The sequence below is a fragment of the Paraburkholderia bengalensis genome, assembly GCF_037126505.1.
GTDB classification, from domain to species: Bacteria; Pseudomonadota; Gammaproteobacteria; order Burkholderiales; family Burkholderiaceae; genus Paraburkholderia; species Paraburkholderia bengalensis.
In genome coordinates, this window is sequence record NZ_JACFYJ010000010.1 from 21,396 (window position 1) to 41,671 (window position 20,276).

Here is a 20,276-nt window from a genome sequence, read left to right on the forward strand (position 1 = left end):
GATGCTCATGCAACAGGATGCGCTTTACGCGTATCCTGTTGGCTCCCTTGCCGATACCCATTCCATCGAGGAGCACAGCATGTTGAAGCCTGAAGTCGACAGTCTCGTTCCGCATGTTCCGTTTGACCGGCGTACGTTCATCAAGGCGGCGCTCGGCAGCGGCTTCGCGGCGTGCGTGCTGCCCGTGTCCGCGCAAACCATCCATACGGACAGCGAGGGTCTCGATGCGGGCGAAGTCGGCATCAAATCGGGCGACACGCTGGTGCCCGCGTACCGCGCGCAGCCGAAAGGCAAGACGCATCTGCCCGTTATCATCGTGGTGCACGAGATTTTCGGCGTGCACGAGCACATCGCCGATGTCTGCCGGCGCTTCGCGAAGCAGGGCTACCTGGCCATCGCGCCGGACCTCTACACGCGGCAAGGCGATGCGAGCAAGTACACGTCGATGCAGCAGCTCAACGATCAGCTCGTCAGCAAGGTGCCCGATTCGCAGGTGCTGGCCGATCTCGACGCGACGTTCAAATGGGCGGGCGAGCATGGCGGCGACGTCAACAAGGTGGGCATCAACGGCTTCTGCTGGGGCGGGCGCATCGCGTGGCTGTATGCGGAGCACAATCCGCGGCTGAAGGCGGCTGTCGCGTGGTACGGCCGGGTAGCCGGCAACCAGACGCCCATGACGCCCGCCAATCCGATCGACCGCGTGTCCGATCTGCAGGTGCCCGTGCTGGGTCTATACGGAAGACAGGATCAGAGCATTCCGCAGGAAACGCTGGAGCAGATGAAGCAGGCCATCGCGCAAGGGCCGCAGGCCGGACGCGGCTCGCAGTTCGTCGTGTACGACGATGCAGGGCATGCGTTCTTCGCGGACTATCGGCCGAGTTACAAGCAAGCCGATGCCGAAGACGGCTGGCGCCGTGCGCTGGCCTGGTTCAAGGCGCACGGCGTCGGTTGACGGAGCTTGTTGTCTTTGTCTGCGGCGCCATCCAGGCGCGAGCGCCGCAGACGCCGGCAGGCAACGGCAGGCAACGGCAGGCAACGGCAGGCAACGGCTCAGGGATTCGGGCCTGTCGCCACCGGCCGCGCGGGATCGGCACTCCACTCGCTCCACGAGCCGGGGTACAGCGCCGCGCCGTGCAGGCCGGCGACTTCCATCGCGAGCGCGTTGTGGCAGGCGGTGACGCCCGAGCCGCATTGCAGGACGATATGCTCGGCCGCGACGCCTGGAATGATCGCGCTGAATTCTTCGCGCAGCGTGTGCGCCGGCTTGAAGCGGCCGTCGGGAGTCAGGTTTTCGCCGAAAAAGCGGTTGCGCGCGCCCGGAATGTGGCCGCCCACGCGGTCGAGCGTTTCGTTCTCGCCGCGATAGCGGTCGGCGGCGCGCGCATCGAGCACCACGCGCTCCTTCGTGCCGATATTGCGCTCGACAGCCTGCGCGTCGACGGTCACCGCCAGCGGTGCGCCCGCCTTCAAGTCGCCCCTCGCCTGGGCCGGCGCGTCTTGCGTCAGCGGCTGGCCCGCGGCCTGCCAGGCGGCGAGCCCGCCATCGAGCAGCGCGACGGAATCGTGCCCCAGCCAGCGCAACAACCACCACAGGCGTGCGGCGTAGCGGCCGTCTTGCGCGTCGTACGCGACGACCTGCTGGCCTTGGTTGAGGCCGAGTTCGGCCAGCCGTTCGACCAGCTTTTGCCGGTCCGGCAGCGGATGACGCCCGTTCGTGCCCGTCTTCGGGCCCGACAGATCGCGATCGAGATGAAGATAGTGCGCTTGCGGCAGATGACCCGCTGCGTAAGCCTTTTCGCCGGCTTCCGTGTCGGCGAGATCGAAACGGCAATCGGCGATAAACACGCTCCCTGGCGCGGCGGCGAGACGTTCGGCGAGATTGCCTGCGGAGATCAGTGTGGTGTAGTGAGTGTGTGGCATGACGGCTCCTGAGAGACGGACTTCGGCTGCGCCGAACGATATCTCTAGTCTAAACAAAAAAGACGGGCCGAAGCCCGTCTTTCCTCGTTCATAGCCGTTTGGCCAGGTGCGTCAGATCGTGCCGAGCTCGCGCCGCAGGAACTCATGGAAGTGCTGCATGCCGTCTTCCATCGGGCTCTGATACGGACCGACCTGCGATTCGCCGCGCTGCATCAGCGCGAAACGGCCGGCGTCCATGCGCTCGGCGATTTCATCGTCTTCGCGCGCCGTTTCCATGTACGCGGCGCGCTCCGCCTCGACGAAGTCGCGCTCGAACAGCGCGATTTCCTCAGGGTAATAGAACTCGACGACGTTGGTCGTTTTCTGCGGACCACGCGGAATCAGCCAGGACACCACGAGCACATGCGGATACCACTCGATCATGATGCCCGGGTAATACACCATCCAGATCGCGCCGAAGTCCGGCATCTTGCCGTCGCGGAAACGCAGCACCTCGTCGTGCCACTTGCGATACGTCGGGCTGCCCGGACGCGCAAGCTCGTTGTGCACGCCGACCGTCTGCACGCTGTACCAGTCGCCGAACTCCCACTGCAGATCGTCGCAATTGACGAAGCTGCCGAGGCCCGGATGGAACGGCACGACGTGATAGTCCTCCAGATAGACCTCGATGAAGGTCTTCCAGTTGTAGTTGCACTCGTGCACTTCGATGTGATCGAACATGTAGTCCGTGAAGTCGAAGTGCTGCGCCGTGCCGAGACGCGCGAGGTCTTTCGCGGCGTCGCGGCCCTGCGCTTCGAACAACAGGCCATTCCAGCTTTGCAGCGGCGTGCCGCCGAGATTCAGACACGGGTTGTCGGCGAAATGCGGCGCGCCGAGCAGCTGGCCGTTCAGGTCGTACGTCCAGCGGTGCAGGGGGCAGACGATGTTCTCCGTCTGGCCGCGGCCGTTCAGCATGATTGCCTGGCGGTGGCGGCATACGTTCGACAGCAGTTCGATCTGCGACTGCTGATTGCGCACGAGCACGCGCCCCTCGCTCTCGCTGGGCAAGGCGAAATAGTTGCCCGCCTCTGGAACCATGAGTTCGTGCCCGATGTAGCGAGGACCTTTCTTGAAAAGGGTTTCGAGTTCGCGCTGGTGAAGCGCCTGGTCAAAGTAAGCCGTGACTGGCAGCTGGCTGTGAATAGCCTTCAGCTGCAATGCATTGCTCAGATTGGACATTCCCACTCCCGATGAAGACGTGAAAGCAGTGAACAACCCAACCATCGAAGATTCGATTTAGGGAGCCCGCGATTATACCTGTTTCCCCCTCCTTGGGGCACTTAAGTACCTGATTTGGGTTAAAAATGTCATCGAAGTTCGCTATTTCGGCGCGTGAACGTCAGATTCTTTTCTGATGCAGAAAGTGTTGCGCAAGCGTCGCGCCAGCACCGATTGGTGCGCTCACAGGTCGAAAATATTGCTTTTGCCGTAGAATGTCCGACTTGTTTTAATTTTGCGACGATTCATGGCGAAGACGGATACGGCTGGTTTGTCCCCTACCAGCGCCGAAGGTTCCGACAGCACGCCGCTGCCCGAGAGCTACGAGGCGGCACTGGCCGAGCTGGAGGGGCTTGTCGGGCGGATGGAAGGCGGCAGCCTCAATCTCGAGGAGTCGCTGGCGGCTTACCGGCGCGGCGCCGTGCTCGTGGCGTTCTGCCAGCAGCAGCTCGAGAAAGTGGAGCAGCAGGTGCGCGTGCTCGATGGCGAAACGCTCAAGCCGCTTCCCGTGAATACAGCAGGTACAACCGCTGCCGACAGCGGAGACGATCTATGACCTTCGAACAATGGATGCGCTCGGTGCTGGACCGGGTAGAGAGCGCACTCGAAAACTACTTGCCGTCTGAAGCGACCGAGCCGGCGAAGCTGCATGAAGCGATGCGCTATGCCGTGCTGGGCGGCGGCAAGCGGGTACGCCCGCTGCTCTGTCATGCGGCAGGCGAGCTGACGGGCGCGAAGGCCGAGTGCCTCGACGCGGCGTCGGCGGCGCTGGAGATGATCCACGTCTACTCGCTCGTACACGATGACATGCCTTGCATGGACGACGACGCGCTGCGCCGCGGCAAGCCCACCGTACACGTCAAGTATGACGAAGCGACGGCCTTGCTGGTCGGCGACGCGCTTCAGTCCCAGGCTTTCGTTGCACTGACATCGGACGTGCTCGCGCCCGCGGCGCAGGCCGCGCTCGTGCGCGAACTGGCGCTCGCGAGCGGCTCCATCGGCATGGCCGGCGGCCAGGCGATCGATCTGGCGAGCGTCGGTCATACGCTGACGCGCACGCAGCTCGAAACGATGCATCGTCTGAAAACGGGCGCGCTGCTGCGCGCCGCCGTGCGGATGGGCGCGCTGACGGGCCAAATGGATAACGGCGGCCCGGACGCGAAGGCGCTGGCCGCGCTAGACGCATATTCTGCCGCTGTCGGGCTGGCGTTCCAGGTCGTCGACGACATTCTCGACGTCACGACGGACTCCGCGACGCTCGGCAAGACAGCTGGAAAGGACGCGAAGGACGGCAAGCCGACCTACGTGTCGATCATCGGGCTCGATGCTTCGCGTGCGCTGGCTGCGCAATTGCGCAGCGACGCGCACGATGCCCTTGCACCTTTCGGCGCCCGCTCGCAGCGGCTCGCCGAGTTGGCCGACCTCGTGGTGAACCGGGTCAGCTGAAGTAGCTGTAACGCGAAAGCCCGCCGCCCGCACAAGCACCTTCGGATGTGCGCGAATGAAGTGCGGGCGCGTAAGTTTTCCTACAATGGAACGACGATGTACGACTTGCTGAAAACCATTGACGACCCCGCGGACCTGCGCCGCCTCGATCGCCGCCAGTTGCAACCGCTTGCAGACGAGTTGCGTGCCTTCGTGCTCGACAGCGTCTCGCAAACGGGCGGCCACCTGTCGTCCAACCTCGGCACGGTCGAACTGACGATCGCGCTGCACTACGTGTTCGACACGCCGCGCGATCGCGTCGTCTGGGATGTGGGTCACCAGACCTATCCTCACAAGATCCTGACAGGCCGCCGCGATCAGATGTCGACGCTGCGCCAGCTCGGCGGCATTTCGGGCTTCCCGAAACGCGACGAGTCGCCGTACGACACATTCGGCACGGCGCACTCGAGCACGTCGATTTCGGCGGCGCTCGGCATGGCGATCGGCAGCAAGCTACGCGGCGAAGACCGCTTCGCGATCGCCGTGATCGGCGACGGCGCGATGACGGCGGGCATGGCCTTCGAGGCGATGAACAACGCCGGTGTCGAAGACGACGTGCCGTTGCTCGTCATCCTCAACGACAACGACATGTCGATCTCGCCGCCCGTCGGCGCGCTGAATCGCCATCTCGCGCGCCTGATGTCGGGCCGCTTCTACGCGGCCGCGCGTGCCGGCGTCGAGCGGGTGCTGCGCCATGCGCCGCCCGTGCTGGATCTGGCGCGCAAGCTCGAAGAGCACGCGAAGGGCATGATCGTCCCCGCCACGCTGTTCGAAGAATTCGGCTTCAACTACATCGGACCGATCGACGGTCACGATCTCGATTCGCTGATCCCGACGCTGCAGAACATCAAGGAACTGCGCGGTCCGCAATTCCTGCACGTCGTGACGAAGAAAGGCCAGGGCTACAAGCTCGCCGAGGCCGACCCGGTGCTGTATCACGGCCCCGGCAAGTTCAATCCGGCCGAAGGCATCAAGCCGTCGGCGACGCCCGCCAAGAAGACCTACACGCAGGTGTTCGGCGAATGGCTGTGCGACGCGGCGGAACTCGATTCGCGCGTGGTCGGCATCACGCCCGCGATGCGCGAAGGCTCGGGCATGGTCGAGTTCGAGAAGCGCTTCCCGGATCGCTATTACGACGTCGGCATTGCCGAGCAGCACGCGGTCACCTTCGCGGGCGGCCTCGCGACGGAAGGCATGAAGCCCGTCGTCGCGATCTACTCGACGTTCCTGCAACGTGGTTATGACCAGCTGATCCACGACGTCGCGCTGCAGAACCTGCCCGTTGTGTTCGCGATCGATCGCGCGGGCCTCGTCGGCGCGGACGGCGCGACGCACGCGGGCGCGTACGATCTCGCGTTCATGCGCTGTATTCCGAACATGACGATCATGGCCGCGTCGGACGAAAACGAATGCCGCCAGATGCTGTACACGGCGCTGCAGCAGCCGAACCCGACGGCCGTGCGCTATCCGCGCGGCGCGGGTACGGGCGTCGCGACCGTCAAGCAGATGGCCGCGCTGCCGCTTGGCAAGGGCGAAATCCGTCGCCAGTCGACCCAGCCGGCCGGCAAGCGCATCGCGATTCTCGCCTTCGGCACGATGGTCGCGCCGGCACTCGCGGCAGCCGAGCAGCTGGACGCGACGGTCGCCAACATGCGTTTCGTGAAGCCGCTCGACGCCGACCTCGTGCGCGAACTGGCCGAGTCGCACGATGCCATCGTCACGGTCGAAGAAGGCTGCATCATGGGCGGCGCGGGTTCCGCGTGCGTGGAAGCCATGATGGAGTGTGGGGTTATCCGGCCCGTACTACAATTGGGCCTTCCCGATCGCTTTATCGATCACGGAGATCCCGCCAAGCTGCTCGCGTCGTGCGGTCTGGACGCAGCGGGCATCGCGAAGTCCATCCGTGAGCGCTTTGTGGAGCACGCAAGCGGCAAGTCGGTCAAACGCGTCGCTTAACATTGCCCGGGCCATCAGGAACGAAACAGCGGCCCGTTGCATCTACTCCAATATGAATCGGCGGGTGGCATACCCGTCGGACTCCGCCGGCGCAAGCCGGCGGTTGTCATTTTGCGCGTCGATTCGCGCTGCAAGTGAGGACAAGAACATGAACCAGATGAACCCCGCCTTCGTGATGCCCGACGTGCAGAGCACGCTCGACACCCGCCAGATTCCCATTCAACGGGTCGGCGTGAAGGCGGTGCGTCATCCGCTGACGGTCCGCATGCCCGATGGCAACGTGCAGCCGACCATCGGCACGTGGAATCTCGACGTCCATCTGCCCGCCGAGGTGAAGGGCACGCACATGTCGCGCTTTGTCGCGCTGCTCGAAGAGAACAAGGCGCCGCTCGATTCGTCGGTGTTCCGCACGATGCTCGCGTCGATGCTCGAAAAGCTCGAAGCGCCCGCGGGCCGCATCGAAGTGTCGTTCCCGTACTTCGTCAACAAGACGGCGCCTGTGTCAGGCGTGCAAAGTCTGCTGGACTACGAAGTGACGCTGACGGCCGACTCACGCAACGGTGCGACGCGCCTGTTCCTGAAGGTGACGGTTCCCGTCACGAGCCTGTGCCCGTGCTCGAAGAAGATTTCTCAATATGGCGCGCACAACCAGCGCTCGCATGTGACGATCGACGCCGAACTGGCCGGCGACGTGCCCGTCGAGGATCTGATCCGGATCGCGGAAGAAGAGGCTTCGTGCGAGTTGTGGGGATTGCTCAAGCGCCCGGACGAGAAGTTCGTCACCGAGCGCGCGTATGAGAATCCGAAGTTCGTCGAAGATCTGGTGCGCGACGTCGCGCAACGTCTGAATGCCGATCCGCGCATCGTCGCGTACGTGCTCGAAGCCGAGAACTTCGAGTCGATTCACAATCACAGCGCCTATGCCGTGATCGAAAGCGACAAGCGGACGGCTTGACGACGCCTTCGTCCTGCCTGAAACGAAAACGGCCGCCCGTCACCGGGCGGCCGTTTTAGCTTGTGGCGCAGAAGCCGCGCGTCACGCGACTCAACGCGCGAGCGACGACAGATCCCAGCGCGGCTTCACTGTGAACGCATAATCGTTGGCCGCTTGAGCGGGCCACCGCTGCAGGCGCAAGGCGCCCGCGAGCGCGATCATCGCGCCGTTGTCCGTGCACAGCGACAGATCCGGGTAATGCACGGCGAAGCCACGCTTTTGCGCCACGGCCGACAGCGCCTCGCGCAACTGCCGGTTCGCGCCCACGCCGCCCGCGACGACCAGTCGCTTGAGCTTCGTCTTCTTCAGCGCCGCGAGCGATTTCGCGGCCAGCACCTCGACGGCTGCGTCGACGAAGCCGCGCGCCAGATCCGCCTTGGCCTGCTCGCAGACATTGCTGCCCAGCTTCTTCATGTGCGTCAGCACGGCTGTTTTCAGGCCGCTGAAGCTGAAATCGAGATCGCCGGAATGCAGCATCGGACGCGGCAGCACGACGGCGCCCGGCGTACCGAACTCCGCGAGACGCGACACTTCCGGCCCGCCAGGGTAGCCGAGGCCAAGCAGCTTCGCGGTCTTGTCGAACGCTTCGCCCGCGGCGTCGTCGAGCGTTTCGCCGAGCGTCTCGTAGACGCCGACGTCGGTCACGCGCATCAGCTGCGTATGACCGCCAGACACGAGCAGCGCGACGAACGGAAACGGCGGCGGCTCGTCGACCAGCAGCGGCGACAGCAGATGCCCTTCCAGGTGGTGAATGCCGACGGTCGGCTTGTTCCATGCCATCGCCAGCGAATTGGCGATGCTTGCGCCCACCAGTAGCGCGCCCGCGAGCCCAGGTCCTTGCGTATAGGCGATAGCGTCGATGTCGCCGCGCGCGGCGCCCGAGCGCGCCAGCACCTCTTCGAGCAGCGGCAGCGCGCGGCGGATATGGTCGCGCGACGCCAGCTCCGGCACCACGCCGCCGTACTCGCGATGCATCGCGATCTGCGAATGCAGCGCGTGCGCGAGCAGGCCGCGCTCCGTGTCGTAGAGCGCGAGGCCGGTTTCGTCGCAGGAGCTTTCTATGCCGAGAACGAGCATGATCGAACGCCGATCGGGCGCCCACAAATGCGCCCGAAACTTGAGAAAAGGAACCTGAAAGTATAGCAGCGCGGGCTTCGGGCCGCCGGACGCCCCGATGGCGCCGGTTACAATGCAACCCCATGGAATCCTTCGATATCGCCGTAATCGGCGCGGGCGCGGCGGGCATGATGTGCGCATCGGTGGCGGGGCAGCTGGGCCGGCGCGTCGTGCTGATCGACCACGCGGCGCGTCTCGCCGAAAAAATCCGCATTTCGGGCGGCGGCCGCTGCAACTTCACGAATCTCTATGCGGGTCCGGCCAACTATCTGTCGGCGAATCCGCATTTTTGCCGCTCGGCGCTCGCGCGTTATACGCCGCGCGATTTCATGGCGCTGCTCAGGCGGTATCGCGTGACCTGGCACGAGAAGCACAAAGGACAGCTGTTTTGCGATCAGTCGAGCGATGCCGTCATCGACGTGCTCAAGAGCGAATGCGACGCCGGCCAGATCGCGTGGCGCCGGCCGCTTGCCGTCGAGCACGTGCGTCACGGCGGCTCCGACGGTTTCACGCTGGACACGCACAATGGCCCGATCCGCGCTCGCGCGCTCGTGATCGCGACGGGCGGGCTGTCGATTCCGAAAATCGGCGCGACCGATTTCGGCTATCGCATTGCCAAGCAGTTTGGACACAAACTGATCGACACACGCCCGGCGCTCGTGCCGCTCACGTTCGCGCAGGCTGACTGGGAGCCGTTCTCGGCGTTATCGGGCGTGTCGCTGGAAGTGCATCTGGCGACGGGCGCGAAGAAAACGGGCGGCGAATTCGTCGAAGATCTGCTGCTCACGCATCGCGGGCTGTCCGGCCCCGGCGTGCTGCAGATCTCGAGTTATTGGCAGCCGGGCGAGCCCGTGCACATCAACCTGCTGCCGGAGCGCGACGCCACGTCCGCGCTGCTGGAGGCGAAAAGCGCCACGAAGCGCCAGATCGCCAACCTGCTGGCCGAATGGGTGCCCGCGCGGCTCGCGCATGTCTGGCTGCAGACGCACGGCGTGCCCGCCGAGGCGCGCCTCGCCGATCTGCCCGACAAGACGCTGCGGCGCGTCGGTGAGGCGTTATCGCGCTGGACGCTCACGCCGAACGGTACCGAAGGCTACAAGAAGGCCGAAGTGACGCGTGGCGGCGTGGACACGCGCGAGCTGTCGTCGGCGACGATGATGAGCGCGCGCGTGCCGGGCTTGTACTTCATCGGCGAGGCCGTCGACGTGACGGGTTGGCTCGGCGGCTACAACTTCCAATGGGCGTGGGCGTCGGGTGTGGCGGCCGGCCAGGCGGCCTCGGAGTATGTCGGAAGGGCATGAGCGAAACGCGTCAATAGGGGGTTGACACTGCCATGCGATTGTGCGAAACAGCTGCTATACTTTCCAATCTTTGCCACGCTCCGTTATTGAAAGATGACGACCATTCGCGTAAAAGAAAACGAGCCTTTTGAAGTCGCGATGCGCCGCTTCAAGCGCACAATCGAAAAGAACGGTCTCTTGACTGAACTGCGTGCGCGCGAGTTTTACGAAAAGCCGACGTCTGAGCGGAAGCGGAAAAAGGCGGCTGCGGTGAAGCGGCATTTCAAGCGCCTGCGCAGCCAGCAATTGCCAAAGAAGTTTTACTGATTCAACGTGAAGTCGCAATGCTCGCCAGTGTTTTTAGCGGGCGAAAGCAGCGGCCCACAAATAGGTGACGGCGCGGGCGCGTGCCGGCGCTTGCGGCAACTGGCTGTGAAAGCCCCGTAACGCCGCATCCAGGTGCACGGATTCGCCGCGTATTTGGCACTAACCCGCTTGAGGAACGATCCCAAGCGGGTTTTTGCGCTCTGCGCCACCCGTTTTAAAACCCACGCAATTCAGGTGAACGATGAGTCTCAAGGTCCGAATCAACGACGACATGAAAGCAGCGATGCGCGCACGCGAAACCGAGCGTCTCGGTACGATCCGTCTGCTGCTCGCCGCCATCAAGCAGCGTGAAGTCGACGATCGCGTGGAACTCGACGACGCCGGTGTCACGGCCGTCGTCGACAAAATGATCAAGCAGCGCAAGGACTCGATCGCCCAGTTCGAAACGGCTGGCCGCACGGACCTCGTCGACAAGGAAAAGGCCGAACTGGACGTGCTGAGCGCGTACATGCCGGAACAGCTGTCGGACGCGGAGATCGCCGCCGAAGTGCAGGCCGCCGTCGCGCAGGTCGGCGCCGCGGGCCCGCAGGACATGGGCAAGGTGATGGGCGTGCTCAAGCCGAAGCTCGCCGGAAAGGCCGACATGACGACCGTGTCCGCACAGGTCAAGGCCGCGCTGTCGAAGTAGGCGGTTCCCGTGTTTGCCGCGCGTAGCGCGCCGTTCGAACGGCCGCGCGCGGCGCGCTGTGTCTCACCCAAGGTGCCCAACCCTTTTAAGGCCGCGTCTGCGCTGTGATTCCGCATTCTTTCCTGCAAGATCTGTTGAACCGCGTCGATATCGTCGACGTGGTCGGCCGGTATGTGCAGCTGAAAAAGGGCGGCGCGAACTTCATGGGACTCTGCCCGTTTCACAACGAAAAGAGCCCCTCGTTCACCGTTAGTCCGACTAAGCAGTTCTATCATTGTTTCGGCTGCGGCGCGCATGGCACGGCCATCGGCTTTCTCATGGAGCATGCCGGGCTTTCGTTTCCGGAGGCCGTCAACGAGCTGGCGCAGTCCGTCGGTCTGACCGTCCCGCAGGAGCCCTCGCCGATGCGCGGCGGCGGCGCGGGCGGCGGTGGCGAAGGCTATGCGCCCGCCGTCTCGAAGGCCGTCACGACGGCGCTGTCCGACGTGATGCAGACAGCCAGCGACTACTACAAGACGCAACTGCGCGGCGCGCCGAACGCGATCCAGTACCTGAAAAAGCGCGGCCTCACGGGCGAAATCGCCAAGCGCTTCGGCCTCGGCTACGCGCCGGACGGCTGGCAGAACCTCGAGTCCGCCTTTTCCAACTATCGGGACGACGCGCTCGTCGAGGCAGGTCTCGTGATCGTCAGCGAAAAGTCCGACGCTCAGGGCCAGAACCGCCGTTACGACCGCTTTCGCGAGCGGGTCATGTTCCCGATCCGCAACGTGAAAGGCCAGGTGATCGGCTTTGGCGGACGCGTGCTGGACAGCGGCGAGCCAAAATATTTGAATTCGCCCGAAACGCCTTTATTTAACAAAGGCAGCGAACTGTACGGCCTGTTCGAGGCGCGGCTCGCGATCCGCGAACAGCGCTACGTGCTGGTCGTCGAAGGCTATATGGACGTGGTTGCGCTCGCGCAATTGGGCTTCGAGAACGCGGTTGCAACGCTCGGTACCGCCTGCACGCCGATTCATGTGCAGAAACTGATGCGGCAGACGGATACGGTGGTGTTCAGCTTCGACGGCGATTCGGCGGGCCGGCGCGCTGCGCGTCGCGCGCTCGACGCGTGCCTGCCGCATGCCGCCGACAATCGCACGATCCGCTTTCTGTTTCTACCGGCCGAGCATGATCCCGACAGCTACGTCCGCGAATTCGGCACGCGAGCGTTTGCGGACCAGGTCAAGCGGGCTATGCCGCTGTCGCAGTTCCTGCTGAACGAGGTGCTGGCGGGCAAGGAACTGGATCAGCCCGAAGGCCGCGCCCGCGCGTTGTTTGACGCGAAGCCGCTGTTGCAGCAGTTGCCGGCCAACGCGCTGCGCGCGCAGATCATGCATATGTTCGCCGACCGGCTCGACGTGCCGTTCGAGGAAGTCGCCGCTTTATGCGAAGTCGATGCGCGGATCGCGGCCGTAGCACGCAGCGCGCCTGCCCGCAAAGACAGGCGCAGCGTGACGGGTATCGAGCAGCGCGCGCTGCGCAATCTCGTCATGCATCCGCGCATCGTCGCCGTGCTCGACGAGGAAGAAGAGCAGGCGCTGCTGCAGGTCACGCGTCATGGCGAACTGTTCGAAGAAGTGACGACGCATGCCCGCGGGCTGGGCGACACAGCAGAGTTCCAGTTGCTGTCCGACCTGTTGCGAAACGGGGCAAATGCCCCCACGTTCGAGGAAATCTTCCGGGAAATTCTGGACTATGATGAAAACGTTCGGGATCTGCTGTTGAAGAACCCCGAGGACGCGACCGTCGTCGAAGAGCGTCGCGAGCATGAACGGCTTGCCGGAGAGGAATTGAAAGCAGCCATTCTGAAGATGCGTTATGACGCTTATAGCGAGCGGTTGACTCAACTTTCGCGCCAGTCGAGCCTCTCCCCGGAGGAGATGAAGGAGTATCAGGAATTGAGCAGGACGTGCGCTGACATGAAGCGCCAGCGCGGGCAGTGAACGGGAAGGGCTGAAACCCCGGATGCTATAATTAAAAGATTTCAGCGGTTTTGTTTTTCTCCAGGCAAAGGCGATAAAAGGCGATTGCAATGGTAAAGACTACAGGCGGAAAAAAAGCGACAGGCACGGGCTCCTCGGAGCCGAAAAAGACCACCAGGGTCAGCGCAGCCAGTCCCGTTTCTTCCGTCAGGAAAACGTCTGCCGAAACCGCCACGCCTGTTGTCCGGAAAAGAGCCTCGACCTCTTCGGCCGCGCGAGCGGCATCGGTGACCTCGAAGTCGGTGGCATCGGTCGCGAAGCGGCAGGGAGTCAGAAGCGAAAGGGAAGCGGATGCCGCGCAGGACGATGCGGCTCCCCGCAAGTCTTTGGTATCCACGGTTCAACCGGCTGCCGTCCAGCAGCCGGCAGTCGAGACTACAGCCGGTATGGCGAACTCCATGACGAAAAAGCTGAATGAAGTATCCGTCGATGACGACGCATCCCAGGGCGAAGAAGCTGCTGCTCCCGCTACGGGCAAGGTCGAAAAGGTCAAGGCACGCGACCGTCGCGCAAAGGAGAAAGCGCTGCTGAAGGACGCGTTCGCGTCTTCGCAGCCTGGCACCGTCGAGGAGCTTGAGGAGCGCCGCTCCAAGCTGCGCGCGCTGATCAAGCTCGGCAAGGAGCGTGGCTTCCTGACCTACGGCGAAATCAACGACCACCTCCCGGACAACTTCACGGAAACCGAGGCGATCGAAGGCATCATCAGCACGTTCAACGACATGGGCGTCGCCGTGTACGAACAGGCGCCCGATGCCGAAACGCTGCTGCTGAACGACAACGCGCCCAACGCTTCGTCGGACGACGAAGTGGAGGAAGAAGCGGAAGTCGCGCTCTCCACGGTGGATTCCGAATTCGGCCGCACGACCGACCCCGTGCGCATGTACATGCGCGAAATGGGCACCGTCGAGCTGCTCACGCGCGAAGGCGAAATCGAAATCGCCAAGCGCATCGAAGACGGCCTCAAGCACATGGTGATGGCCATCTCCGCGTGCCCGACCACGATCGCGGATATTCTCGCGATGGCGGAGCGCGTCGCGAACGACGAAATCCGCATCGACGAACTGGTCGACGGCCTGATCGACGCGAACGCTGAAGACGCCGACGGCTTCTCCGAACAGGAAGCGGAAGCGATCGAGAACGAAGACGAAGAAGCGGAAGAAAGCGACGAAGAAGAAGAGGAAGACGACGATGGCGCTGCGCAGGCCACGGCGAATGCCGCGCAGCTCGAAGAGTTGAAGCGTCTGTCGCTGGAAAAGTTCGCGCTTATCAGCGAATGGTTCGACAAGATGCGCCGCGCGTTCGAAAAGGAAGGCTACAAGTCCAAGTCCTACCTGAAGGCGCAGGAAACCATTCAGGAAGAGCTGATGATGATCCGCTTCACCGCGCGTACCGTCGAGCGTCTGTGCGACACGCTGCGCGCGCAGGTGGACGAAGTGCGTCAGGTCGAGCGTCAGATCCTGCATACCGTCGTCGACAAGTGCGGCATGCCGCGCGCCGAGTTCATCGCGCGATTCCCGGGCAACGAGACGGATCTCGACTGGGCAGACAAGATCGTCGCCGAGAACCACGCGTACAGCGCGATCCTGTCGCGTAACGTGCCGGCTATTCGCGAACAGCAGCAGCGTCTGCTCGACTTGCAAGCGCGCGTCGTGTTGCCGCTGAAGGACCTGAAGGAAACCAACCGTCAGATGGCGGCAGGCGAACTGAAGGCGCGTCAGGCGAAGCGCGAAATGACGGAAGCGAACCTGCGCCTCGTGATTTCGATCGCGAAGAAGTACACGAACCGCGGCTTGCAGTTCCTCGATCTGATCCAGGAAGGCAACATCGGCCTGATGAAGGCCGTGGACAAGTTCGAATATCGCCGCGGCTACAAGTTCTCCACGTACGCGACGTGGTGGATACGTCAGGCCATCACGCGTTCGATCGCGGACCAGGCGCGCACCATCCGCATTCCGGTTCACATGATCGAGACGATCAACAAGATGAACCGCATCTCGCGTCAGATTCTGCAGGAGACGGGTCTGGAGCCCGATCCGGCAACGCTGGCTGAGAAGATGGAAATGCCTGAGGACAAGATCCGCAAGATCATGAAGATCGCGAAGGAGCCGATCTCGATGGAAACACCCATCGGCGACGACGACGATTCGCATCTCGGCGATTTTATCGAAGACACGAACACGGTGGCGCCGTCGGATGCCGCGCTGCACGCCAGCATGCGCGACGTCGTGAAGGACGTGCTGGATTCGCTGACGCCGCGCGAAGCGAAGGTGCTGCGTATGCGCTTCGGTATCGAAATGAGTACGGACCACACGCTCGAAGAAGTCGGCAAGCAGTTCGACGTGACGCGTGAACGCATCCGTCAGATCGAGGCTAAGGCGCTGCGCAAACTGCGTCACCCGAGCCGTTCGGACAAGCTGAAGTCGTTCCTCGAAGGGAACTAAGCGGGCGTACGCAGCAATTCAAAGCGGGCTCGATCTGCATAAGGGCTTCCCCGATCGTTTTGTTTAAGCGATCCCGGAAGCCCTTATTTCATATGCGGCGCCGTCGCGCGTGCCGCATATGGCGCGTTCCCTGAAGACAGCCGATTGCCCCCTTCAAACGAGGGGGAGACGTCGTCTCCATCTACGCGTTAAATAAAGCTCAAACGATAGATGTGATTTCGGGCGTCAGCGTCACCGCTTTTCGGCAGGATGCAGCGCAGCCTGACGGCGCGGAGCAGGGCGTGACGCGTTCCCGGCGACTCCCGGCGCTTCCGCCAGCCTTGGCGTGACGGTGGTCACGGCGCCTGCGCGGACGCCCGAGCGACGTCGAGGTTTGATCTTTGGAGCGGCCATGCACGAGACAGAATCGAGCCAAACGGACAGCAAACTTGCGCGCGAAGCGCTGCTACAAGAAGAAGCACAAGCATCGCCACTACGACTGAAGCGCGGGCTGAAGGCGGCGCGGCGTGAGCCAGTCCAACGGGCGCCATTGAAGACGCGCGTCGGCCGCTGCGACAAATCATCGCAGCGATTTGTCGCGAATCCAAGTCGGGATAGACGCGGTTTGCGGGTACGATCGAGGGAATTCCCTCGTGTTGCAGACAATATCGTGCCCGTCGACTATCTTCGCGGCTTTACGTCGGCCGCTCGCACCGACGCCGCCAACCGGCGCCTCGGCCTGGCGCTCGCGGGCATCGCGGGCGCGGCGAACGCCGGCGGCTTTCTGGCCATCGGCCAGTACACGTCGCACATGTCCGGTATGGTGTCGTCGCTTGCCGATGGTCTCGCACTCGGCAACATGTCGTTCGTGCTGTCGGCGGCGAGTTCGATTGTTGCGTTCGTCGCGGGCGCTGCCAGTTCGGCGATTCTGATCAACTGGGGCCGCCGGCGCGGCACGCAGAGCGTCTATGCGATGCCGCTCGTTGTGGAAGGGCTGCTGTTGCTGTGTTTCGGCATGCTAGGCGCGAACCCCGAGCATCACCGTCTGCTGTTCGTGCCCGCCACCGTCACGTTGCTGTGCTACGTGATGGGCCTGCAAAACGCCATGATCACCAAGATCTCGAAAGCGGAAATCCGCACCACGCATGTGACGGGACTCGTGACGGATATCGGCATCGAAATTGGCAAGGGCCTGTACTGGAACCGGGGCGCGGGAGCGGCGGAGGCGGGCTACGTCGCCGCCGACATCCGCCGGCTTGGTCTGCTGGCTTCGCTGCTCGGCATGTTTCTCGCCGGCGGACTGGCCGGCGCGATTGCGTTCAAGCAGCTCGGGTTCGTCGCGACCGTGCCGCTGGCTGCGCTCCTGCTGGTACTCGCGGCCGTGCCCGTCGCCGACGATTTGCGGAGCTATCCGCGTCGGTCGCGCTGAGCCGCGTCGATCTCAAAGTCCCACCCGAAAAATCGTAGCAACACGCGGCCTGCATTCCTTTTCGACCGACGCGCGGCGAAACGCGTCAGCGGCGCGCGCTCACTTCTCCCAGAGCGTGCGGCCGAAGAACGTCAGCGTGCGGTCCCACGCAAGCTGCGACCACACCGGGTCGAATTGCGTCCCCGCAATGCGGCCGGGTCCAACGGCCGTCTCGTTGGTGAACCCGTGATGCGCGAGATAGCGATGAAACTCGACATCCACGTTTGCGTCGCGCAGCTTCGATTCCAGCGTGTCCACCGTCGCGATCGGGAAGAACGCGTCTTGCGTGGCGTAGTGGCCGAGCACGCGCGCCTTGATTTTCGATGCGTCGATGTAGTCGAGCGGCGGGAAGCCGTAGAACACCACACCTGCCGTCACCTCGGGGCTTTGACACAGCGTGAGCAGCGTCAGCGCGCCGCCCATGCAATAGCCCATCACGGCGACACGGCCCGCGCGCTGCTTCAGGTACTGCACCGCGCCGCGCAGATCTTGCGACGCGGCATCGCCGAAGTCGAGGCCATCCATCAGGTGATGCGCTTCTTCTTCTTCGACCGTCGATTTGCCGCGATACAGGTCGGGCACGAGCGCCAGATAGCCGGACTTCGCGAGGCGATCGGCGACGCCGCGAATCTGGTCGTTCAATCCCCACCATTCCTGGATCACCACCACTGCAGGCGCGCCGTCCGTTTTCTCGGGCGTGGCGAGATAGCCTTGCAGTTCCTTGCCGTCCGGGCGGCTGAAAGTGATCATGGTTCCCGTCGTCGTGTTCATGAGCGTGTTCCTGTTGGAGTAGACGCAATAGGATAGCGCCGAAGCACGTCGGATGCAGGCGCTCGCCCTTGCTGGCAATGGGCTTTCAGTCGCCGTGGCGTCGCGTGGCATTGGATCAGGTGGATCGGGTTGGGTCGCGTTGGAGCCTCGCGGCCGTGCCCGTTGGCATCGCCAATGAAAAAAGCGGGCGATTGCCCGCTCTCTGTACACGCGCAAAACGAATCCGCGCGATGTCTTGAAGTCGCGTTAAGCCGGCATCTTCCGGAACGAAATCGCAAAGCGGTTCCATGCGTTGATGGCCGAAACCAGCAGCGTCAGATCGACCAGTTCGGCCTCGCTGAAATGCGGCTTCACGGCTTCCCACACGGCGTCGGGCACATGGTTTTCGGACACCAGCGTCAGGGCTTCCGTCCATTCGAGCGCCGCGCGTTCGCGCGCCGTGAAGAACGGCGTCTCGCGCCACACGACCACCGTCGCCAGGCGCCGCTCGGTTTCGCCGCCCTTGCGCGCATCTGTCGTGTGCATGTCGACGCAGAACGCGCAGCCGTTGATCTGCGACGCGCGCAGGCGGACCAGTTCCGTCAGCGATTTTTCGAGGTCGCTCTTGCCGATGCGCTCTTCGAGCGCGAGCATCGCCTTGATTGCGTGCGGGTTGGCTTTGTAGAAGTCGAGACGTTGTTCCATGATGGTTTCCTGTAAGTGACTGCGCAAAGGCTTGCGCGACAGAGCAAGATTAGGCGTTCGATTGGCCATATGAAATGGCCAATTTCGGCTAATTACAGGTAACCACTTTGGACGCGACCGTCCCGCCTTACTTGACGGCGCCGAGCGCGAGACCCTTCACCAGATAGCGCTGCAGCCACGCGAACACGACGGAAACGGGCAATGTCGCGCACAGCGTCGCCGCCATCACGAGATGCCATTCGACGACGTATTTGCCCGCCACCATATCGGTGACCTGCACGGTGAGCGTCTTGTTTTCCGGCGAGCGGATCAGCGTATAGACGACGGCGAACTCGTTCCACGCGTTGATGAACGTAAAGATCGCCGTCACGACGATGGCGGGCACGGCGAGCGGCAGGAACACCTTGAACACGGCGCGCGTGCGGCTGCACCCCTCGAGCCACGCGGATTCTTCAAGATCGCGCGGCACGGTCGCGAAGTACGACGACAGCATCCACACGGCAAACGCGATATTGAACGCCGCATACGACACGATCACGCCGATCTTCGAATCGACGAGATTGCCGTCGCCGTACGGAATCATCGCGGCGAGGCGGAACAGGCCGACCACCAGCAGAATGGGTGACAGCATCTGCGTGACGAGCAGGAACTGACGATACAAACCGCGTCCGCGAAACGGAAAGCGCGCGAGCGCATACGCGGCGGGCAGGCTGACGGCGAGCGCCAGCGCTGTCGACAGCAGGCTGATCACGCAGCTGTTGCGCAGCGCGACGCCGAAGTTCGCCGCCGTCCACATATCGACGAAGTTTTGCCATTGCCAGTGCGCGGGCAGCCAACGCGCCGGATAAATGAACACTTCGTTCGCGGGTTTCAACGCCGTGAACAGCATCACGGCGAACGGAAACAGCACGATCACGATGAGCGGCGACAGCGCGAGCCAGCACCAGACGGTGCGCTTCATCTTGGCGTTCATGCCGGCTCTCCTTCTTTTTGCGGCTGCATGCGCAGATAGAGCATCGAGAACACGAACAGCATCACGAGCATGACGAGCGACACGGCAGCCGCCTGGCCCGGACGCCCGAGCCGGAAGCCGAGTTCGTACAGATAAGTGACGAGAATGTGCGTGCCGTTGTCGGGGCCGCCTTGCGTCATCACCCAGATGATCGGAAACGAGTTGAACACGTAGATCACGTTCAGCAGGATCGCCATGTTCACGAACGGGCGCAGCAGCGGCAGCGTCAACTGACGGAACTGCTGCCATGCGCTCGCGCCGTCGATGCGCGCCGCTTCATAAATATCGCCGGGCACCGACGACAATCCGCCGAGCAGAATCGTCACCGTGAACGGAATCGAAACAAGAATGCCGACCGCGATCTCGACGGGAAACGCGAGTTCGGGCGTCGCGAGCCAGTGGATCGGGCCGCCGATCAGTCCCAGCCGCTGCAACGTCACGTTGACCATGCCGTAGTCGTCGTTGAAGGCCCAGCGCCAGACCACGGCTGTCATCGTCAGCGACACGGACCACGGCAGCATCACGATCGTGCGCGCGATGCCGCGGCCGTGGAAGTCCTGGTTCAGCACCAGCGCGACGGGCACGGAAATGATCACCGTGCCGCCCACCACGCACGCGGTCCAGACGAGCGTGCGGCGCAGCGAATCGAGGAACACGGGGTCGGCGAAGACGGTGAAGAAGTTCTTCAGGCCGGTGAAATCGCGGATCGCGCCGAAGCGCGACACATCGTGCAGCGACTGGTACACGATGTTGAAGATCGGATAGCTGATGATGAACAGCGCGAGAATCAGACTCGGCGCGATCAGCCACCACGGCGCGGCGGCGCGCGGTGCGATAGAACGGCTCATGCGTGCTCGATCGACGGATGCTTGGGCGT

19 protein-coding genes are annotated in these 20,276 nt (G+C 63.3%); 11 read left to right on the forward strand and 8 right to left on the reverse strand.

The window, feature by feature from the left end:
* Window positions 1-79 precede the first annotated feature (79 nt).
* Window positions 80-952, forward strand: a complete 873-nt coding sequence (locus H3V53_RS08925; protein WP_336597646.1) for a dienelactone hydrolase family protein — start codon at window positions 80-82, stop codon at window positions 950-952.
* A gap of 98 nt (window positions 953-1,050) precedes the next feature.
* On the opposite strand, the gene H3V53_RS08930 is transcribed toward H3V53_RS08925, so the two are convergent.
* Window positions 1,051-1,920: a sulfurtransferase gene (locus tag H3V53_RS08930; protein WP_336597647.1), complete on the reverse strand. Its 870-nt coding sequence runs from the start codon at window positions 1,918-1,920 to the stop codon at window positions 1,051-1,053.
* A 111-nt stretch (window positions 1,921-2,031) separates the two neighbouring features.
* A complete protein-coding gene (locus H3V53_RS08935) occupies window positions 2,032-3,138 on the reverse strand; it encodes an aromatic ring-hydroxylating oxygenase subunit alpha (protein WP_336597648.1) in 1,107 nt (368 codons plus the stop codon).
* Between the two features lie 286 nt (window positions 3,139-3,424).
* Here H3V53_RS08935 and H3V53_RS08940 point away from each other — a divergent pair, with 286 nt between their 5' ends.
* The 4 genes from H3V53_RS08940 to folE2 all read left to right on the forward strand — a co-directional run bounded on the left by H3V53_RS08940 (window position 3,425) and on the right by folE2 (window position 7,573).
* A complete protein-coding gene (locus H3V53_RS08940) occupies window positions 3,425-3,733 on the forward strand; it encodes an exodeoxyribonuclease VII small subunit (RefSeq protein ID WP_054924715.1) in 309 nt (102 codons plus the stop codon).
* A complete protein-coding gene (locus H3V53_RS08945; protein WP_336597649.1) occupies window positions 3,730-4,623 on the forward strand; it encodes a polyprenyl synthetase family protein in 894 nt (297 codons plus the stop codon). The genes H3V53_RS08940 and H3V53_RS08945 overlap by 4 nt, the downstream gene beginning before the upstream one ends.
* Window positions 4,624-4,719: 96 nt before the next feature.
* Window positions 4,720-6,618, forward strand: a complete 1,899-nt coding sequence (gene dxs / locus H3V53_RS08950) for a 1-deoxy-D-xylulose-5-phosphate synthase (protein WP_054924731.1) — start codon at window positions 4,720-4,722, stop codon at window positions 6,616-6,618.
* A gap of 148 nt (window positions 6,619-6,766) precedes the next feature.
* Window positions 6,767-7,573, forward strand: coding sequence for a GTP cyclohydrolase FolE2 (folE2, locus tag H3V53_RS08955; RefSeq protein ID WP_336597650.1), 807 nt, complete (start codon window positions 6,767-6,769; stop codon window positions 7,571-7,573).
* Between the two features lie 90 nt (window positions 7,574-7,663).
* Here the strand turns inward: folE2 and tsaD are convergent, their stop codons facing one another.
* Window positions 7,664-8,689, reverse strand: a complete 1,026-nt coding sequence (gene tsaD / locus H3V53_RS08960; protein ID WP_336597651.1) for a tRNA (adenosine(37)-N6)-threonylcarbamoyltransferase complex transferase subunit TsaD — start codon at window positions 8,687-8,689, stop codon at window positions 7,664-7,666.
* A gap of 122 nt (window positions 8,690-8,811) precedes the next feature.
* Here tsaD and H3V53_RS08965 point away from each other — a divergent pair, with 122 nt between their 5' ends.
* The 4 genes from H3V53_RS08965 to dnaG all read left to right on the forward strand — a co-directional run bounded on the left by H3V53_RS08965 (window position 8,812) and on the right by dnaG (window position 13,005).
* Complete coding sequence (locus H3V53_RS08965) at window positions 8,812-10,029, forward strand: BaiN/RdsA family NAD(P)/FAD-dependent oxidoreductase (protein WP_336597652.1); 1,218 nt, start codon at window positions 8,812-8,814, stop codon at window positions 10,027-10,029.
* 93 nt (window positions 10,030-10,122) lie between these two features.
* On the forward strand, window positions 10,123-10,335 hold the full coding sequence (gene rpsU / locus H3V53_RS08970; protein ID WP_012403240.1) for a 30S ribosomal protein S21: 213 nt from the start codon (window positions 10,123-10,125) through the stop codon (window positions 10,333-10,335).
* Between the two features lie 241 nt (window positions 10,336-10,576).
* A complete protein-coding gene (locus H3V53_RS08975) occupies window positions 10,577-11,023 on the forward strand; it encodes a GatB/YqeY domain-containing protein (protein WP_336597653.1) in 447 nt (148 codons plus the stop codon).
* 104 nt (window positions 11,024-11,127) lie between these two features.
* Window positions 11,128-13,005, forward strand: a complete 1,878-nt coding sequence (gene dnaG, locus H3V53_RS08980; RefSeq protein ID WP_336597654.1) for a DNA primase — start codon at window positions 11,128-11,130, stop codon at window positions 13,003-13,005.
* 31 nt (window positions 13,006-13,036) lie between these two features.
* Here the strand turns inward: dnaG and H3V53_RS08985 are convergent, their stop codons facing one another.
* Window positions 13,037-13,381 carry a hypothetical protein gene (locus tag H3V53_RS08985; protein ID WP_336597655.1) on the reverse strand — a complete coding sequence of 115 codons (345 nt, stop codon included), beginning with the start codon at window positions 13,379-13,381 and terminating at the stop codon, window positions 13,037-13,039.
* 61 nt (window positions 13,382-13,442) lie between these two features.
* Between H3V53_RS08985 and rpoD the strand changes: the two genes are divergently transcribed.
* Together rpoD and H3V53_RS08995 are read left to right on the forward strand one after the other, a co-directional pair.
* Window positions 13,443-15,485: an RNA polymerase sigma factor RpoD gene (rpoD, locus tag H3V53_RS08990; RefSeq protein ID WP_336597656.1), complete on the forward strand. Its 2,043-nt coding sequence runs from the start codon at window positions 13,443-13,445 to the stop codon at window positions 15,483-15,485.
* A gap of 649 nt (window positions 15,486-16,134) precedes the next feature.
* On the forward strand, window positions 16,135-16,893 hold the full coding sequence (locus H3V53_RS08995; RefSeq protein ID WP_336597657.1) for a YoaK family protein: 759 nt from the start codon (window positions 16,135-16,137) through the stop codon (window positions 16,891-16,893).
* A 99-nt stretch (window positions 16,894-16,992) separates the two neighbouring features.
* Here the strand turns inward: H3V53_RS08995 and H3V53_RS09000 are convergent, their stop codons facing one another.
* The 4 genes from H3V53_RS09000 to H3V53_RS09015 form a co-directional block, all read right to left on the reverse strand.
* Window positions 16,993-17,703 carry a dienelactone hydrolase family protein gene (locus H3V53_RS09000; protein WP_054923914.1) on the reverse strand — a complete coding sequence of 237 codons (711 nt, stop codon included), beginning with the start codon at window positions 17,701-17,703 and terminating at the stop codon, window positions 16,993-16,995.
* A gap of 246 nt (window positions 17,704-17,949) precedes the next feature.
* On the reverse strand, window positions 17,950-18,387 hold the full coding sequence (locus H3V53_RS09005; protein WP_336597658.1) for a carboxymuconolactone decarboxylase family protein: 438 nt from the start codon (window positions 18,385-18,387) through the stop codon (window positions 17,950-17,952).
* A 127-nt stretch (window positions 18,388-18,514) separates the two neighbouring features.
* On the reverse strand, window positions 18,515-19,360 hold the full coding sequence (locus H3V53_RS09010) for an ABC transporter permease subunit (protein ID WP_054923916.1): 846 nt from the start codon (window positions 19,358-19,360) through the stop codon (window positions 18,515-18,517).
* Window positions 19,357-20,247, reverse strand: coding sequence for an ABC transporter permease subunit (locus H3V53_RS09015; RefSeq protein WP_054923917.1), 891 nt, complete (start codon window positions 20,245-20,247; stop codon window positions 19,357-19,359). Before H3V53_RS09015 ends, H3V53_RS09010 begins: the two co-directional genes overlap by 4 nt.
* Between the last annotated feature and the right edge of the window lie 29 nt (window positions 20,248-20,276).

Bases quoted from the DNA above. Each gene is read 5' to 3' on its own strand.
- H3V53_RS08925 (WP_336597646.1), top strand. From the start codon at position 80: ATGTTGAAGCCTGAAGTCGACAGTCTCGTTCCGCATGTTCCGTTTGAC.
- H3V53_RS08930 (WP_336597647.1), bottom strand. From the start codon at position 1,920: ATGCCACACACTCACTACACCACACTGATCTCCGCAGGCAATCTCGCC.
- H3V53_RS08935 (WP_336597648.1), bottom strand. From the start codon at position 3,138: ATGTCCAATCTGAGCAATGCATTGCAGCTGAAGGCTATTCACAGCCAG.
- H3V53_RS08940 (WP_054924715.1), top strand. From the start codon at position 3,425: ATGGCGAAGACGGATACGGCTGGTTTGTCCCCTACCAGCGCCGAAGGT.
- H3V53_RS08945 (WP_336597649.1), top strand. From the start codon at position 3,730: ATGACCTTCGAACAATGGATGCGCTCGGTGCTGGACCGGGTAGAGAGC.
- dxs (WP_054924731.1), top strand. From the start codon at position 4,720: ATGTACGACTTGCTGAAAACCATTGACGACCCCGCGGACCTGCGCCGC.
- folE2 (WP_336597650.1), top strand. From the start codon at position 6,767: ATGAACCAGATGAACCCCGCCTTCGTGATGCCCGACGTGCAGAGCACG.
- tsaD (WP_336597651.1), bottom strand. From the start codon at position 8,689: ATGCTCGTTCTCGGCATAGAAAGCTCCTGCGACGAAACCGGCCTCGCG.
- H3V53_RS08965 (WP_336597652.1), top strand. From the start codon at position 8,812: ATGGAATCCTTCGATATCGCCGTAATCGGCGCGGGCGCGGCGGGCATG.
- rpsU (WP_012403240.1), top strand. From the start codon at position 10,123: ATGACGACCATTCGCGTAAAAGAAAACGAGCCTTTTGAAGTCGCGATG.
- H3V53_RS08975 (WP_336597653.1), top strand. From the start codon at position 10,577: ATGAGTCTCAAGGTCCGAATCAACGACGACATGAAAGCAGCGATGCGC.
- rpoD (WP_336597656.1), top strand. From the start codon at position 13,443: ATGACGAAAAAGCTGAATGAAGTATCCGTCGATGACGACGCATCCCAG.
- H3V53_RS09000 (WP_054923914.1), bottom strand. From the start codon at position 17,703: ATGAACACGACGACGGGAACCATGATCACTTTCAGCCGCCCGGACGGC.
- H3V53_RS09005 (WP_336597658.1), bottom strand. From the start codon at position 18,387: ATGGAACAACGTCTCGACTTCTACAAAGCCAACCCGCACGCAATCAAG.
- H3V53_RS09010 (WP_054923916.1), bottom strand. From the start codon at position 19,360: ATGAACGCCAAGATGAAGCGCACCGTCTGGTGCTGGCTCGCGCTGTCG.
- H3V53_RS09015 (WP_054923917.1), bottom strand. From the start codon at position 20,247: ATGAGCCGTTCTATCGCACCGCGCGCCGCCGCGCCGTGGTGGCTGATC.